The sequence below is a fragment of the Pararhizobium sp. IMCC21322 genome (genome assembly GCF_030758295.1).
In the GTDB taxonomy this organism is placed as follows: domain Bacteria; phylum Pseudomonadota; class Alphaproteobacteria; order Rhizobiales.
The window spans coordinates 4,499,871-4,516,060 of the sequence record NZ_CP132335.1; the positions used below are offsets into that span (position 1 = coordinate 4,499,871).

At 53.7% G+C, this 16,190-nt stretch carries 13 protein-coding genes; 3 read left to right on the forward strand and 10 right to left on the reverse strand.

Features of this window, described 5'->3' with window-relative positions; all coding sequences use genetic code 11:
* Positions 1–146 precede the first annotated feature (146 nt).
* Entirely contained in the window at positions 147–2,813 is a 2,667-nt protein-coding gene (gene ppdK / locus RAL91_RS21405) for a pyruvate, phosphate dikinase (protein ID WP_306258276.1), read from the reverse strand.
* 244 nt (positions 2,814–3,057) lie between these two features.
* On the reverse strand, positions 3,058–3,855 hold the full coding sequence (locus tag RAL91_RS21410; protein ID WP_306258277.1) for a glycosyltransferase: 798 nt from the start codon (positions 3,853–3,855) through the stop codon (positions 3,058–3,060).
* Between the two features lie 111 nt (positions 3,856–3,966).
* Here RAL91_RS21410 and RAL91_RS21415 point away from each other — a divergent pair, with 111 nt between their 5' ends.
* Entirely contained in the window at positions 3,967–4,695 is a 729-nt protein-coding gene (locus RAL91_RS21415; RefSeq protein ID WP_306258278.1) for a hypothetical protein, read from the forward strand.
* Here the strand turns inward: RAL91_RS21415 and nadC are convergent.
* From nadC to RAL91_RS21450, 7 genes are all read right to left on the reverse strand, one after another.
* Positions 4,692–5,570: a carboxylating nicotinate-nucleotide diphosphorylase gene (gene nadC / locus RAL91_RS21420; protein WP_306258279.1), complete on the reverse strand. Its 879-nt coding sequence runs from the start codon at positions 5,568–5,570 to the stop codon at positions 4,692–4,694. The genes RAL91_RS21415 and nadC overlap by 4 nt on opposite strands.
* Before the next feature lie 9 nt (positions 5,571–5,579).
* Positions 5,580–7,175, reverse strand: coding sequence for an L-aspartate oxidase (locus RAL91_RS21425; protein WP_371932562.1), 1,596 nt, complete (start codon positions 7,173–7,175; stop codon positions 5,580–5,582).
* Between the two features lie 4 nt (positions 7,176–7,179).
* A complete protein-coding gene (nadA, locus tag RAL91_RS21430) occupies positions 7,180–8,292 on the reverse strand; it encodes a quinolinate synthase NadA (RefSeq protein WP_306258281.1) in 1,113 nt (370 codons plus the stop codon).
* Between the two features lie 160 nt (positions 8,293–8,452).
* Entirely contained in the window at positions 8,453–9,421 is a 969-nt protein-coding gene (locus tag RAL91_RS21435; RefSeq protein ID WP_306258282.1) for an NAD regulator, read from the reverse strand.
* On the reverse strand, positions 9,408–9,941 hold the full coding sequence (locus RAL91_RS21440) for a tyrosine phosphatase family protein (protein WP_306258283.1): 534 nt from the start codon (positions 9,939–9,941) through the stop codon (positions 9,408–9,410). The genes RAL91_RS21435 and RAL91_RS21440 overlap by 14 nt, the downstream gene beginning before the upstream one ends.
* Positions 9,942–9,950: 9 nt before the next feature.
* Positions 9,951–10,532 carry an HD family hydrolase gene (locus RAL91_RS21445; protein ID WP_306263049.1) on the reverse strand — a complete coding sequence of 194 codons (582 nt, stop codon included), beginning with the start codon at positions 10,530–10,532 and terminating at the stop codon, positions 9,951–9,953.
* Between the two features lie 44 nt (positions 10,533–10,576).
* A complete protein-coding gene (locus RAL91_RS21450) occupies positions 10,577–11,452 on the reverse strand; it encodes a folate-binding protein YgfZ (protein WP_306258284.1) in 876 nt (291 codons plus the stop codon).
* A gap of 399 nt (positions 11,453–11,851) precedes the next feature.
* On the opposite strand from RAL91_RS21450, the gene RAL91_RS21455 reads away from it, so the two are divergent.
* On the forward strand, positions 11,852–13,447 hold the full coding sequence (locus RAL91_RS21455; RefSeq protein WP_306258285.1) for a peptide chain release factor 3: 1,596 nt from the start codon (positions 11,852–11,854) through the stop codon (positions 13,445–13,447).
* 53 nt (positions 13,448–13,500) lie between these two features.
* Here the strand turns inward: RAL91_RS21455 and RAL91_RS21460 are convergent, their stop codons facing one another.
* Positions 13,501–14,994 (reverse strand): amidohydrolase family protein, encoded by a 1,494-nt coding sequence (locus tag RAL91_RS21460; protein WP_306258286.1) that lies wholly within the window; start codon positions 14,992–14,994, stop codon positions 13,501–13,503.
* Between the two features lie 131 nt (positions 14,995–15,125).
* Here RAL91_RS21460 and RAL91_RS21465 point away from each other — a divergent pair, with 131 nt between their 5' ends.
* Positions 15,126–16,190 (forward strand): helix-turn-helix domain-containing protein, encoded by a 1,065-nt coding sequence (locus RAL91_RS21465; RefSeq protein ID WP_306258287.1) that lies wholly within the window; start codon positions 15,126–15,128, stop codon positions 16,188–16,190.

A 16,190-nucleotide genomic window follows, 5' to 3' on the forward strand; every position in this document is an offset into this window, starting at 1 on the left:
GCTATGAAAAGATTTGCCCCAGAAAAATATGAATGTTCAACCATACCCGTAATGGGCCTGAGTTTAATCAGAAATTCCGTCCTGTCGCAACCCTAAGACAACCCTTTTTTCATAGTGTTACAGACGGGCAACACGGCTTTTTTGGCTTACTTTCTATGCATCAAAGCAGCCTGAGCAGCAGCCAGTCTGGCAATCGGAACCCGGTAGGGCGAGCACGATACATAGTCGAGACCGACGGACTGGCAAAAAATGATGGAGGCTGGATCACCGCCATGCTCACCACAGATACCAAGCTTGATGTCAGCACGCGTTGCTCGTCCGCGCTCCGCGCCCATGCGAACCAACTCTCCCACTCCATCCTGATCAAGGCTCACAAACGGGTCCTGTTCAATCAGGCCCTGCGCCGCATATGGCCCCAAAAATGACGCGGCATCGTCACGGCTGATACCGAAGGTTGTTTGTGTTAAATCATTGGTTCCAAAAGAGAAAAACTCAGCTGTCTCGGCAATTCTATGCGCTTGCAACGCAGCGCGCGGCAATTCAACCATAGTTCCGACCTGATATTTGATCTCAACATCGCGCTCTTTCATTACCAGCGCGGCAACCGCATCAATACGCCCCTTGATGAGATCAAATTCCGGTTTGACCGACACAAGCGGCACCATGATTTCCGGCGTTACCGGCGCGCCGGTTTTCTGCGCGGCTTCCACAGCAGCTTCAAAAATGGCGCGTGCCTGCATGTCAGCGATTTCCGGATAGGACACGGCCAGCCGGCATCCACGGTGTCCAAGCATGGGATTAAACTCATGCAACGTCCGCGTGCGTTGACGGACCTTATCAATCGAAAGGTTGAGAGCTTTTGCCACATCTTCCATATCTGATTCGGATTGGGGCAGAAACTCATGAAGCGGCGGATCAAGCAGCCGAATGGTCACCGGCTTGCCGCGCATGATGTCGAACAGATCCGTAAAGTCCGCGGTTTGCATAGGCAGCAGCTTATCCAATGCAGCACGCCTTCCCGCCGCATCCTCAGCTAGGATCATTTCCCGCATCGCCATGATGCGGTCGCCATCAAAGAACATGTGCTCTGTCCGGCAGAGCCCGATGCCTTCTGCACCAAAACTCAAGGCCATACGCGCATCTGCCGGTGTTTCCGCATTCGTGCGCACAGCCATGGTCCGGGCAGCATCCGCCCACTGCATCAAGGTTGCAAAATCTTCCGACAATTCCGGTTGCAACATGGCAATCTCGCCTTCGAGCACCTGACCGCTGGTGCCATCTACCGTTATGATATCGCCGCGCTGATAGGTTTTGTCGCCCACGCTGAGCGTTTCATTGCGCAAATCAATCCGAATTCCGCTGGCGCCGGAAACGCACGGCTTGCCCATGCCCCGTGCCACAACTGCAGCGTGGCTGGTCATGCCCCCGCGCGCCGTTAAAATGCCTTCAGCGGCATGCATGCCGTGAATATCTTCCGGGCTGGTCTCCACCCGGACCAGAACAACACTCCGGCCTTGTGCCTTGGCGTCCTGGGCCTCTTCAGATGTGAAGACGATCTCACCACTGGCGGCACCGGGAGACGCCGGCAAACCCTTGGCAATGACATTCCGCTTGGCTGCCGGATCGATGGTCGGGTGCAGCAACTGATCAAGCGCGGCTGGGTCAATGCGCAACACAGCCTCTTCCTTGCTGATCAATCCCTCTGCCGCCAAATCCGTCGCAATCTTCAGCGCAGCCTTAGTGGTGCGCTTACCGGAGCGCGTCTGCAACATCCAAAGCTTGCCTTCCTGGATGGTGAATTCCAGATCCTGCATATCGCTGTAATGCGCTTCCAGCTGGTCGCAGATCTTGGAAAACTCCGCGAAAGCTTCCGGCATTTTGGCTTCCAGAGACGGCTCATCACTGCCAGCTTCAATGCGCGCAGCTTCCGTCAAATTTTGCGGCGTGCGAATGCCCGCAACAACATCCTCGCCCTGCGCATTGATTAAAAACTCGCCATACAGCGCTTTTTCGCCGGTGGAGGGATTGCGCGTAAAGGCAACGCCAGTTGCAGAATCCTCGCCCATATTGCCGAACACCATGGATTGCACATTAACGGCAGTGCCCCAATTTGCCGGAATATTATTGATCGCCCGATACGTGATCGCTCGCGGCGCCATCCATGACTGGAAAACAGCGCCAATTCCGCCCCAGAGCTGATCTTGCGGATCTTGCGGAAAGGGCGTTTCCAACTCGTTCTCGACCAGTTTCTTGTACTCGACAACAATGTTTTTCCAGTCATCAGCCGTCAGATCGGTATCCAGAACGTAACCGGCACGGTGTTTGAAGGATTCCAGAATGTCTTCAAAAGCATGATGGTCGAGCCCCATCACCACATCGCTATACATCTGGATAAAGCGCCGGTAGCTGTCATAGGCAAACCGCGCATCGCCCGATTGATCAGCTATGGTCTCAACCGATTTGTCATTCAGACCCAGATTGAGAACCGTATCCATCATGCCCGGCATGGAACTGCGGGCACCTGAACGCACAGACATCAAAAGCGGATTATCATCATCCCCGAACCGACGCCCGCTCAATTGGGCAATCGTTGCCAGTGCCGTTTCAACCTGCTCGGTCAGCAGGGCCGGGAAGGATTTATCATTGTCATAATAGTAGGTGCAGACTTCGGTGGTCACAGTAAATCCTGGTGGTACAGGCAGCCCCAGCGAAGACATTTCCGCCAGATTTGCACCTTTGCCACCCAGCAAATTGCGCATTTCAGCCGAACCTTCGGCCCGACCATCACCAAATTCATAGACCCACTTGTCCACAACGCACTCCTCCGACTGCACAGGGATTCCCACATTGGATATGTGGAATTCACTCCCGGCATTCCCAAACGGCACCTAGCCCTACCGCGCAGATTGCTGCAGCGCAACAAGGAAAATTCCAATATCCGGAAAAAGTGAGACTCCTTGACAAATTTAGATTGAGAACGTTTGGCAATGATAATGAGGAAGAGGAAGATTCTGGCACGTGCAAAGCTCAGAACGTCGCTCTGCTATGCCAGAGAGATCAAAGCTCTTGCAGAAATCGTAAATACTGATCGACGATGGCGGATTTTGAAAAGCCGGTTTTCCATTTCTCAAACGCAGCATCAGCGACCCTATTGCGCAGGGCATCATCCTTCACAAAGCGCGTAATCTCCCGACTTAGCGCCTCATGATCATCAATCGGAAAAAGCGTCCCGAAGGTACCTGCATCGCCTATGAGCCAGCTTGGTCCTTCCGATGCAGAAGCCACAACAGGAACTTTCTTCGACCACGCTTCGATCACTACATTTGACAAAGGTTCGTGCCGTGAAGGCACCACACAAACATCCGCTTGATCCAGCAATGAAGACTGATCATGCCGCCATCCCAAGAAGCGGATACGGCTTGCAAGGTTCAATTGGTCTGCAAGACTGTGCAAAGCAGCTTCTTCTTCCCCGGCCCCCGCCAGCCACAACACTGCATGCGGCCACACATCCTGCATAGCACGGATTAAAGTATCAAACCCTTTTGATGGATGAAGACGGCCGCATGCCAAAATCACAAATGCATTTTCCGCAGTATCAAAATCAGCGCGCCTCACTGGTGGCATGTTCGGCAATTCACCAAAATTAGAAATCGTTCTGACCTTCTTGTTATCCCATCCTTTACTTACGCAAAACCGTTCCAAATCAGGAGTATTGCATATGATGTGATCAAAACCGGAATAGTATTTGAGTGGGTAGTAGCCGCCAAATCTTGCCACACGTTTATAATTACCGGCTGGAATTCGGCGTGCGGCACGGTTCATCCATGCCATGACAACATTTGCATCTTCCGCCATCAGAGCCCTCTGGAATGCTTTGGTAGCCAGCCAACCCTTAGGTCCCCTGTCAAAAGTGAATTGTTGAACCGGCAGGCCTGCATCGGACAGTTCCTCAAAACGATCTTTGTCATGTCCGATAAACAAGGATTGCCGCAACCCTGCCGCAGACAGGGCAATTGCCAGCTTGACAAAGAAACGTTCAGCGCCACCTTGAGCCTCTCCCACCATTACCTGAGCAAATTTTATATTCTCGGCAAGCTTCATCAGGCGGGACTCACAGGTTTGATTGTGCAAAGAAGATCATCTGAAAGGGAATTGAGGCCTATGATAATGCAGTCACTGAACGGCGTCGAGGCTCTATTGTTGATTGGCGGCCCGGCTGGATGTGGTAAAACAACAATTGCCGAAAGAATTGTAAAATCACCTGAATGCTTTGACTTGCCAATTCAATGCCCGACACCACTGCATCGGACCGACTGGAAATCTCTTACAACAAAACAATTTCACGAAGGCACGGTCATCATCGAATTTGCCACGAACAGGCTATCTGATCCGGCGCAACTGCAAACCTATAATGACTTTATCAACGCCCTTGAAAAAGCAGCACCAATCCGAGCAGGATATACAGGGCAGATAGACAGAAAAACCTTGCGTATGCGCTATTTACAACGCATGAAGCCGAGCCATTTTATGCATTTAGGTAAATGGAAATCGCTGATCCGGTACTTATTTGCTATGAAATCTGATGATTTCGGTATTGCCATATGGAATGAACTTTTGGACAAAAAATCTATCAACCGGCTCACATGGCCCGTTCCCCCACGCACCGCCGATGAGCTGCCAAACCAACACGCCTAGCGAATCGCTACATCAAGCCCCAAATCCAACACTGGTGCAGAATGTGTGATCCAGCCTGTGGAGATGTAGTCCACACCGGCTTCCGCCTTCTCAGCTATCGTCTCAAGCTTTACCCCACCGGACGCCTCTGTTCTGGTCGCAGGGTTTAGCTCTTTTACCATTGCAACGGCCTTCTTCAAGGTAGCTGCATTCATATTGTCCAGCAAAACCACATCCGGGTTGGCCGACAGAGCTTCAGCCAATTGTTCGAGCGTATCGACTTCAACTTCAATTTTTACCAGATGGCCGATGTAAGCCCGCGCCGCCTCAATGGTGGCGGTTACACTACCGACCACGCCAATGTGGTTGTCTTTGATCAAGATTGCGTCATCGAGGCCAAAGCGATGGTTGGCACCGCCGCCGCAGCGTACGGCGTATTTTTCAAAGGCGCGCAGGCCGGGTGTAGTTTTGCGGGTGCAGACCACCCTGGCCTTCGTGTGGGCAATTTTTTTGGCAAACTGGGCGGTGGCTGTTGCAATGCCGCTTAAATGGCCGAGATAATTCAGGGCAACGCGCTCAGCTGACAGCACATCCCGTGCCCGGCCTTTGATCCTGGCGACAATATCGCCGGGTGCTAGCGCCTCGCCATCATCAATCAGCGTTTCAAACTGGATGTCCGGATTTATGGCTCGAAAGGCTGCGCGGGCCAAAGGCATGCCAGCAAGCACTCCGTCTTCACGCGAGGCAATAACGACATCAGCCATTGCACCGGGAGGAATCGTGGCAAGTGTGGTGATGTCACCTGCCCGGCCTAGATCTTCCCGCAGCGCGGCACGCACCGCATCGTCAACCATGACGCTTGGCAATTCAGGTTTGTAGGAATGCGGTTCGGTCATAACGCTCCGTCAAGCTGCCTGTGGCAGCGCCGATGCGACAATCTGGTCAACATCTTCAAGGGTTAGAAATGTGCGGTGATGCCAGGCGCCTTCCGTATCAGGAAAATCAAGGCGCATATGTCCGCCCCTGCTCTCTTCCCGCGCGTAAGCGGCAGCAGCGATACAGCGGGCCACAGACGCCATATTGGCGATACGTGGCATCAGTGGCTTTCTGTACAAATCATCGAAAACCCGAAGCGCCTTCTTGAGGCCTTCACCGTCACGGGCAACGCCCACATGATCCGACATGGTCTTGCGAATCAAAGCGACAAGCTCTTCATCCATCTCGGAACGATCTGTGACTTCCGGCATGCCTTCATCCGGCCAGCGATGGCGCTGTGGCGAAGGCAATGTACCCTGAATATCCTGCGCAATACGTGTGGCAAACACCACAGCTTCCAGCAATGAATTCGATGCCAGCCTGTTGGCACCGTGTGCCCCGGTGGCAGCAGCCTCGCCGCAGGCCCAAAGCCCATCAACAGATGTCCGGCCCCGTACATCCACATGAACGCCGCCCATATGGTAATGCTCTGCCGGAACCACCGGAATAGGGTCTGTCACCGGGTCGATGCCAGCAGACATGCAGGACGCATAAACGGTTGGGAAGTTCTCCGGGAATTTTTCGCCGACGCTCTTCCGGCAATCCAGAAAGGCGCCTTTACCGCTTTGCACCTGTGTGTGAATGGCGCGGGCGACAATATCGCGTGGTGCCAATTCGGCATCTTCATGAATATCCAGCATGAAACGGTGGCCATCATTGTCAATCAGATGAGCGCCCTCGCCGCGCAAGGCTTCTGTGGCCAGCGGTGCCGGGTCACGTCCGATATTGATGGCCGTTGGATGAAACTGGACAAACTCCAGATCAGACAGGATGGCCCCAGCCTGCGCTGCCATGGCGATACCACCACCACGGGCCTGTTGCGGGTTTGTGGTAACAGCATAAAGGCCACCCACACCGCCCGAACACATGACTATTGCCCGCGCAGGCAGCAAAATACGATTGGTCAGGCCACCACGCAGGTCCTGCGCAATGATGCCGCTGATCTGCTTGCCTTTCATACGCAATTGCTCGCCGACAAACCCTTCCAGCACGCGAATGGACGGTGTTTTGCGAACCTCGGCAACCAGTGCGCTCATAATAGCTGCACCGGCCATATCACCACGCACACGCACAATCCGGCGTTCCGAATGTGCAGCCTCACGCGACAATTTCAAATGGCCTTCCAGATCCTTGTCAAAAGGCACGCCATAGGCCAGCAGATCATGAATGCGGTCAGAGGCTTCCGAGGCCATGACGCGAGCAATTTTCTCATCCACCAGCCCGGCCCCGGCAGCAACCGTGTCGGCCACATGAGACTCGGCACTGTCACCGGGAGACATGGCCGCGGCAATGCCACCCTGCGCCCATGCCGAAGATGCCCCTTCGCCAATCGGCGCAGACGTCAGCACGGTAACGGGTCTTGGTGCAAGTTTCAGGGCGCAGAACAAGCCTGCAAGCCCACCACCAACGATGACCACATCATCTATGCCCTCATTTGACTGGGGCGTCAGAACCTCAACCATGATGCAATCAATTCTTCCAGTTGATCATGCGCTCAACGGAATTGCGCGCCCGTTCTGCCACCGAAGGATCAATCAGAACTTCCTCTTCCATGGTCAGCAGGCAATCAAGAATATTGGCAAGCGTGATGCGCTTCATATGCGGGCACAGATTACAGGGTTTGATGAAATTCACCTCTGGCACTTCAGCCGCAACATTACTGGCCATAGAGCACTCGGTCACCATCACAACCTTGTCCGGACGATGGTCTTTCACCCAGTTTATCATATGAGCGGTTGAGCCTGTAAAGTCAGCCTCGGCCACCACGTCAGGCTGGCATTCGGGATGTGCGATAATCTTGATGGAGGGATCATCTTCGCGGTAACGGCGCAATTCCTCGCCTGTGAAACGCTCATGCACTTCGCAGGCGCCCTTCCAGGAAATGATTTCCACGTCCGTCTGGCTGGCCACGAAACTCGCCAGATACTGATCGGGCAGGAAAATGACTTTTGGCACACCCAGACTTTCAACAATCTGCACAGCGTTGGATGACGTGCAGCAAATATCAACTTCGGCTTTAACATCAGCCGTGGTGTTGACATAGGCTACAACTGGCACACCGGGATAGGCCTCGCGCAACAAGCGCACATCGGCACCATTGATTGAGGAAGCCAGGGAACACCCGGCCCGGCTGTCAGGGATCAAAACGGTTTTTTGCGGGCTCAGCATTTTGGACGTTTCCGCCATGAAATGCACACCGCACTGAACAATAATGTCCTCGTCAAGATTGCTGGCCTCAATGGCCAGTTGCAAACTGTCACCAACAAAATCCGCAACGCCATGAAAGATTTCCGGCGTCTGGTAATTATGCGCCAAAATCACAGCATTGCGTTGTTTCTTGATTTTATTGATGTGGTAAATCAATGGCGCAAAAACCGGCCATTCAATGGCAGGAATCTGCTCTTTGACCTTTTCATAGATGGGCGCAGTCGCAGCCGCGATCTCGTCTGTGTAAGTCAAATCTGGCATTGGCAGCGTGCCGAAACGCGATGCGGCACTTTCTTGCGCAATTGCAGAACCAGCCAGAGCGGCCGTTTGGCCAGCAGCACTGTTATCGATGGCAATTGTTGATGTTGTGGACATATCGCCCTCCACTGTTCACTTGCGTCAAAACCGCAGCAGACTGCCTGCCTTGCGCGAATTAACTTCGATCCTACTTATACTCAATCTGAGTATATATATGAAGATGACTGTATTTTGCAAGTCTCAAAACCGTAAAGCCACAGATTCCACCTGCGGTGGTTTAGACACGCAATCCAGGCGCAGGACGTTCCAGCAGCACCTCCCGGCGAAACCGGAACAATTGTGCGGGTCGGCCACCGGTTTGCACACTGCTTGTCCCTGTTGGTTCTACCAAAGCATTGGCTTCCACCAGGCGGCGAAAATTTTGCTTGTGAAGATGGCGTCCGGCCAGTGCTTCAACAGTTTTCTGCAAATCTGTCAGGGTGAATTCATCGCCCATCAACTCAAAGACCAGTGGGCGGTATTTCAGCTTGGCACGCAACCGGGAGATTGCAGTTGCCAGAATGCGGCGGTGATCATATCTCATCGGACGGCCTGTATGGGCAAACATCTCGCTGACAAGCCTCGTATCGCGCCCGTCAACCGCAACCTCCCGGACCAGCCCGGCCTCATAAAGCAATTCATAGCGGTCCAGCACGCGTTCATCATCCCAAACAAGACCATCGAGCGCAAAGGCCAGCTTCAATCGTTCGGCTTTGGTTGCATCACCATGAGAGGCCCATCCCGAAAGCGCCGGCAGCAAATACTGATCCAGAATCTCCGGACGGCCCGCGCGCCAGTCTTCCCAGGGAAAATAGACATACCAGGGCTGAAACGAAGCTCCAGACAGTTTCAACGCCTCGGCGCTGACCGCATCCTCCGGTGCAGCACCTCGGCTCAGCGCCAGATAGCCAACTGAGACCACATGATAGGCCTTGTCACCGGGCTGGGCATGGCGGCCTCTGTCTCCGAATGTATAAAGCTGCTCCACGTGGCCAATTTGAAGGCCGGCCTGCGCTTCCACAAACGCCCGCAGCCCCAGCTCAAAAGTCCGATGCCGCAAGGGATCAAACGGACCGAAGGGCAACATATCCTGCCCATCACCTTTGTCCTCGGCGCAAATTGTCAGAATCAAAGGCGTCTGATCCTTCAGGCCAACAACTGCTGCGCTGAGACCAATAGCAATATTTTTTCCGTCAAAGCGTTCCATCGTCCACACCGGATATGCTCAGATGAAAAACACTGCCTTCAAAACAGTCTATACCCCGGCCAATATCTTCGACCGCCGCCAGCATGCGCCCTTCCCGCCCCAATACATAATCAGCCAAAGCCACAAGCCGCTTATTGGGAGTCGCTTCGGGTGAACGTGCGCGAATGGTTGCCGCAACCAGTTTTTCATCAAGGTCTGGCCGCAAAAGACAGGTGGCAATCATTGCCCCGGCTGTGGATCGGCTGACTCCGGCCCAGCAATGCACAATCAGTGGTGCTGCCTGATCCCAGTTTTCAACAAAGCGGACAAATTCTCTCACATGCTGTTCGCCGGGCAACAGCATGCCTTCTAGCGGCTCATTGATGTCATTAAAACCAAGAAACAAATGATTCTCAGGCTCGATGGTGGGTGGGCGCGCGACAATTGTATCTGCATTGATCAGCGTTGCCATATGGCTGGCCTGGCTGTCACTGGCAGTCTTTTCAAGCCTGTCGAGGGAGCAAACGTAAATTGCGCTCATCCAAATTCCTTATGCCTTTGTGTTCAGACGAAGTGTCAGTTGCTGAAACGCTTCCAGAAAGACTTTTTGTGCCTGATGAGCAGGCAACGGGTCCAGCAAATCTGACACATCATCACCGGTAACGCCACGCGGGCGGCTGAAAAAACGATCGGCTTCCTCACTTGCAAAGCCCGCAAGCCACGTTGCTTCAAAGTAGGCAGCCATCCGATCACAGGATTTTATCGCTCGCAACTCTGTCTTGGAAAGCTCTGGCGGCAGCGAAAAACGCAGATGAATAGCTGTCTGCAATCGATTTTCTACGCTCTTGTAATCGCCACCCATGACAGCTTTGAATGGCGAGATCATATCCCCCACCACATATTCCGGCGCATCATGCAGCAACAATGCCAGATACCAATAGGGCTTGGCCTCAGAAAACAGTTTTTCACCAATTCGCGCCACCAACAGGGAATGCTGCGCCACAGAAAAAGCGTGTTCACCGACGGTCTGCCCATTCCAGCGGGCAACCCGTGCCAACCCGTGTGCAATGTCCTCAATTTCAATATCAAGCGGTGACGGATCAAGCAGGTCCAATCGGCGTCCGGAGAGCATTCGTTGCCAGGCGCGTGTCGGCCTGTCCGCCTTCTGTGCCACGCCTAAACCCACCGGAACGATACCCAATCCGGTAAAGCCAATGTCAGTTGCGCCGGCCCGGCTTTGATGAAATGCCCCGCTTCCATCGCATCATTGACCCGGTCAAGCCGCACGGCCGCCAACCCCAGATGCGTGCTGACGCTGCCAAGTGTTCCGATGGTTTTTTTCTCCACCGTAATCTCAGTGCCAGGTTCGGGCAGTTCGTCGGTCGAGGAGACCAGCACTATCCGCCGTCTTGCAGTGCCTCTGTGCTTCATGCGCGACACAACTTCCTGACCGACAAAGCATCCTTTTTCAAACCCGATTGCATTCATCTGGTCCAGATTGATGTCATGGGGAAACACATCGCCATAAGCATAATCGAGCGGGGCTTCAGGAACACCCAGTTCAATACGCTTCGCCAGATAAGAATCCGTCTCGTCAATCACCAAAGCAGCATCCGCCAACGCAGCTCCTATGACGGCCTCGGATATATAGGCCCGATTGCCAAGCCCGATATGGCGCGGATCCGTCACCACAGTGCCCGGCAATGTCGGCTCGTCGCCCTCGTCAGAGGAAGGCAGCAACGCTAGGACGCTGACATCATCAGAAATATCAGAAACGGAGACATTGGCCCGCAATTTATACATGGAGAGCCGTTTCATGAGATCGGCCCCGGCGTCCGCCAGCGTATCCAGCAGATAGCCATCATTCATGGGAACCACGAAAAAGTCGAAAAGAAGCTTGCCCTGCGGTGTCAGCAAGGCGCCAAACCCGCTTGCGCGGTCTTTCAAACGATCCATATCAAAGGTGATGAGGCCTTGCAGAAAAATCTCTGCATCAGAACCACCAATATACAAAAGAGCGCGGTTTGTAAGGCGTATCGCAGAAACAGACATAATAACGAACCACTTTATAAGGAATACAGGCGCAACACTTGCCATGCCATGAGCTTGCGGACTAGGGTCTGCACCCGATCGGGAGATTGAATTGGCGCTGTCTGGAAAGCCCAATTGTTATGAGCAGATTGCTGATAAGGCTGGTTGCCTTTTCAAAATCTGCGAAGCGGCAGTTGGGCTTTCCAGACAGCGTCCCTACGGGATGAATGGGCTTTAGAGCAGGATATCGACGCAAAGGCTTGAAAACCAGACGGTTTCCTGTGCCTTCGCTCCTAACCCTGACCAAAAGCCCATTCACCAATCCAACCTCCCAATTGAGTCCAGACCCTAGGTAAGCACAACTTGCATATTGGGCAAGCGCACAAACTTGCACGGTCAAAAAATAAAGAATAGAAGATTATGAGCCTCGCTGAAACATCCGCCGCAACCGGCCCTGAATATCTGCGCCGCAGAACCTTTGCCATCATCTCGCACCCGGATGCGGGTAAAACGACGCTGACGGAAAAACTGCTGCTGTGCGGCGGCGCTATCCGTATGGCCGGTCAGGTACGTGCGCGCGGCGAGCGGCGACGGACACGGTCTGACTGGATGAAAATCGAGCAGGATCGCGGCATTTCAGTTTCCTCAACTGTCATGACCTTTGAACGCGGCGAGATGACATTCAATCTGCTCGATACGCCGGGCCATGAAGATTTCTCGGAAGATACCTATCGCACACTGACTGCGGTGGACGCCGCTGTCATGGTGATTGACACGGCCAAGGGTATCGAGCCGCAAACCCGCAAATTGTTCGAAGTCTGTCGCCTGCGCGACATTCCCATTCTGACCTTCATGAACAAGATCGACCGCGAAGCCCGCGATCCTTTTGAACTGATTGATGAGGTGCAGGAAGAACTTGCCCTCGACGCCTCGCCCGTCATGTGGCCCCTTGGCTCCGGCTCAACCTTTCAGGGCTGTATTCACCTGAAAACCGGCATGTTTCTGCACAATGCCGGGCCCGGGAAACCAGCAGAACGCATTCAGACCACCGGTATCATGGATGAAAAGCTCGATGCCCTGGTGGACCCGAATGTGCTGGCCGAAGCGCGTGATAATGTGGAACTGGCCGCTGGCGGCTATACGGAATTTGACCATGAAAGCTTTCTGGAAGGGCATTTAAGCCCCGTGATATTTGGCAGCGCCCTACGCGGTTTTGGCGTGGAAGAATTGCTGGACGTCATTGCCGAATTTGCGCCACCGCCACAACCACTGACCATTGAAGGCGGTGAAATCGGCCCGGAAGACAAAGCGGTTTCCGGGTTTGTTTTCAAGGTCCAGGCCAATATGGACCCCAATCACCGTGACCGAATTGCCTTTCTGCGGCTCGTCTCCGGACACTTCAAACGCGGCATGAAACTGAAACATGGCCGCTCCAACAAGGCGATCAACATTCACTCGCCGCTGATGTTCTTTGCCCAGGACCGTCAGGTGGCAGATGATGCGTTTCCGGGCGACGTAATCGGCATTCCCAATCATGGCACGTTGCGCGTGGGCGATACGCTCAGCGAAAAGGACGGCGTGCGCTTTACCGGCCTACCCGCCTTTGCCCCGGAAATTCTGCGCCGTGTCAGATTGTCCAATACCAGCAAGATCAAACAATTGCGTCAGGGCCTGCGGGATCTGGCCGAAGAAGGCCTGGCCCAGGTGTTCATTCCTTTTTTGGGGTCCCAATGGATTGTCGGCGTCGTTGGCATTTTGCAGCTGGACGTCATGGTTGATCGTATCGGCGGTGAGTATGGTGCCGAGATCAGCTTTGAACCGGCCCCCTTTGTCACCGCGCGGTGGGTCACCAGCGACGATAAATCCACTTTGGAAGATTTCCGCAACATCAACCAGACCGCCTTCGCCGAAGACCGCGATGGCGCACCGGTCTATCTCGCCAGAAGCCAGTGGGAACTGGATCGTGTGGTGAAGGAATACCCCGAGATTTCGTTCAAGAAAACGCGGGAATTATAGCCCACCGCAGCCGGTCCACGACCGTGATTTCCAGGCTATAATGGACCTGCACCTTAGCGAGCTGAAAGATCACCGCGCTTGATTGGCTTCCCATCAACAATCACTATAGCGATGTCGTTATAGGCAGAAACATCCTGCAGTGGATTTCTATTGAGAAGCAGAAGATCTGCCTGTTTGCCCGGCTCGACACTTCCCAATTCGTTGTCGATCTGAAATCCCTTCGCATTGCCCAGCGTCACAGACCAGAAAATACGATCCAGTGGAATGCCGGCCTTTGCCCATCCAAGCATCTCCAGATAACCGTTCAGGCCAGGAAGGTTCCCAATGCCGTCCTGGGCCGGTGTATCACTGCCCATCAACAACACACCGCCTGAACGGTGAAACCGCTCCATACTTTTCATGGCGCGCTCTATCGAAACGTCGATAAGCGTTTCTGGCGTGGTATCAGCAAAAGGATTGTGTTGTTCATAGAGCTCCAGAAGAACGCGCTGGCTCCAGCGCCCTTTGGCTGATTGCAAATAATCTGAGAGTTCACGAGGCAAGAGCGGCAGTGTCCGTGGATCTTGCAGCAAAGCCCCGGTCAGTGTTGCCTTTTCACCAACAACAACCTGCACTGTTGGCTGTACGGCCACGCCTGCAGCCACAGCATTCTGGATCGCCACCAACGCAGCGTCGGTCAGTTCCGCCCCGCGCCGATCACCATCCCAATGCCACATCCCGTGTGCAATGACATCTGCCCCGGCGTCGACAGACATTTGCCATGCCTGCGCGCTGTTGGCATGGACCACAAATACAAGGCCGTTTTCCTGCGCTGCCTTGGCCAATGCAGACAGCGTTTCCGCGCTTGGCGATGCCCACTCAAACACCCCGCCAAACCCGGTTTCTACATAGGTCTTCAGGCAGACCGCGCCAGAGCGGACGACCCGTTCCACCGCAGCATCGACTGTATAAAGCTCAGGATCCATTCCATCGGGCCAAAAAGCCTTGTGCTGTGGCTCATAGACCAGATTGGGAAAAACACGTTCGACAAATTGCGGCGGCACAAATGCAGGACCATAGCCACCAGCAAACCGCACGCCACGCCCACAATGATGAACATCCGGGACAAGCTCACTTTCAGCCAGCCAGCCATTTCTCTCTGGCGCATAATCAAGATCAATAACAGTGGTAAAGCCGTGATACAGCAAGCTGCGCGGCAATTGCAGCCTGTAGGCATGGTTAAGCGCCTCGAAGACCGGCGCATCGTCCCGGTTGACTATCGGATTGTGACCAAGATGCACATGGCTGTCGATTAATCCTGGCGTCAAAAATTTCCCGCTGCCATCAATGATAGTCTCAGAGGGCGGGTTCGTTCCTGTTTCCAGAATGCGCTCAATCCTTCCACCCTCAAGCAACACATCCATATGATGTTGCGGCTGACCCTGATGAGCCGACAGAATGGTGACATCTTCAATCAGAACTGTGCCAGACAATTGCGGTTCAGCAGTCATCGCCACCTTGACCGACAAAACAAGGCAGATGAGTATCGACAAAGAAAGCGTTTTCATAACAGGGTCCCGGGTTGTTTCTGCCGAAATCCGTAAAGTGAGCTGTGGCCTTTTTCGTCCTGAAACGCGATTAAGGACGCGAAAAACTGTAAACCAAACCAAATGCTGAACTTTGAGAGAGGCTGCCTATTGTGACTGTTGTTCTGCTGATTGGCACGGCAACGCTGGGTGTGGTGATGTCAGCCTATCTGTTCGGGTTGATCCGCCAGCAACGCTTTGTTCTGGCCAGCAGCTTTCTGGCAGCGGCTTTTGCCCTGATATCGGTTTCAGCGGCGCTTCTGGCGCTGCATCTTGCCTATGATATTCCGGCTCTTACACAAATCCGCGCGACTTTGGCGCTTCTGGCCGTCCCATGCCTCTATCTCTATTTTTCTGCAATCGCGACAGATAGCAAAAAGCTGTCACACCGACACATCATCCATCTCGTTCCGCTCTTCGCTGGAGCACTTGTTCTGACACGTAACACACCATGGTTGTTGGATTTTGTCCTGTTGGCGACATACCTGGCCTATGCCTTGGCGCTGACGGTCATGTTGCGAAAACGCGACGATAGATTTGCCGCATTGGGAGAAGACGCTGCTCAGACAATCCTGTGGTTGAAGATCGTCATTCTGTTTCTGGCAGCGACCTTCATTCTGGATTTGATCATCTTTGTTGATCTTACCGATGGCGGTTTGCTGAAACAGTCAGCGCCTCTGCTGGTCTCGATATTATCAATCGCAGCGCTTGTGTCCTTTGCGCTGATCGGTGCTCTTGGTCGCCCGTCCCTGTTCGAGCATGTCTATAATTATACTTCGGAAGTGAGCGCACACAGACAACGGCAAGCAGCAGACCCAACCCCGGACCAGCAGGCATTGGCCGGTCGGGTGACATCTTTATTGCAACAACCGACCATTTTGTCGGATGAAAACCTCACAATCACACGCGTGGCGCGCAGGATGGCGGTTCCAACCCGTAAAGTATCACAAGCCATCAACATGGTTGCGAAATGCAGCTTCTCTGATGTGTTGAACGACCACAGAATAGACTACAGCAAAACACTCATGCAGCAGGAGCCGGACAAGTCACTCCTGGAAATCATGCTGGACGCTGGATATGCAACAAAGTCCAATTTTTACAATCAGTTCTCAAAACGAACAGGCATCACCCCTGCGGCCTATCGTGAACGATTGAAAGAAACCACCCAGACCAGTTAG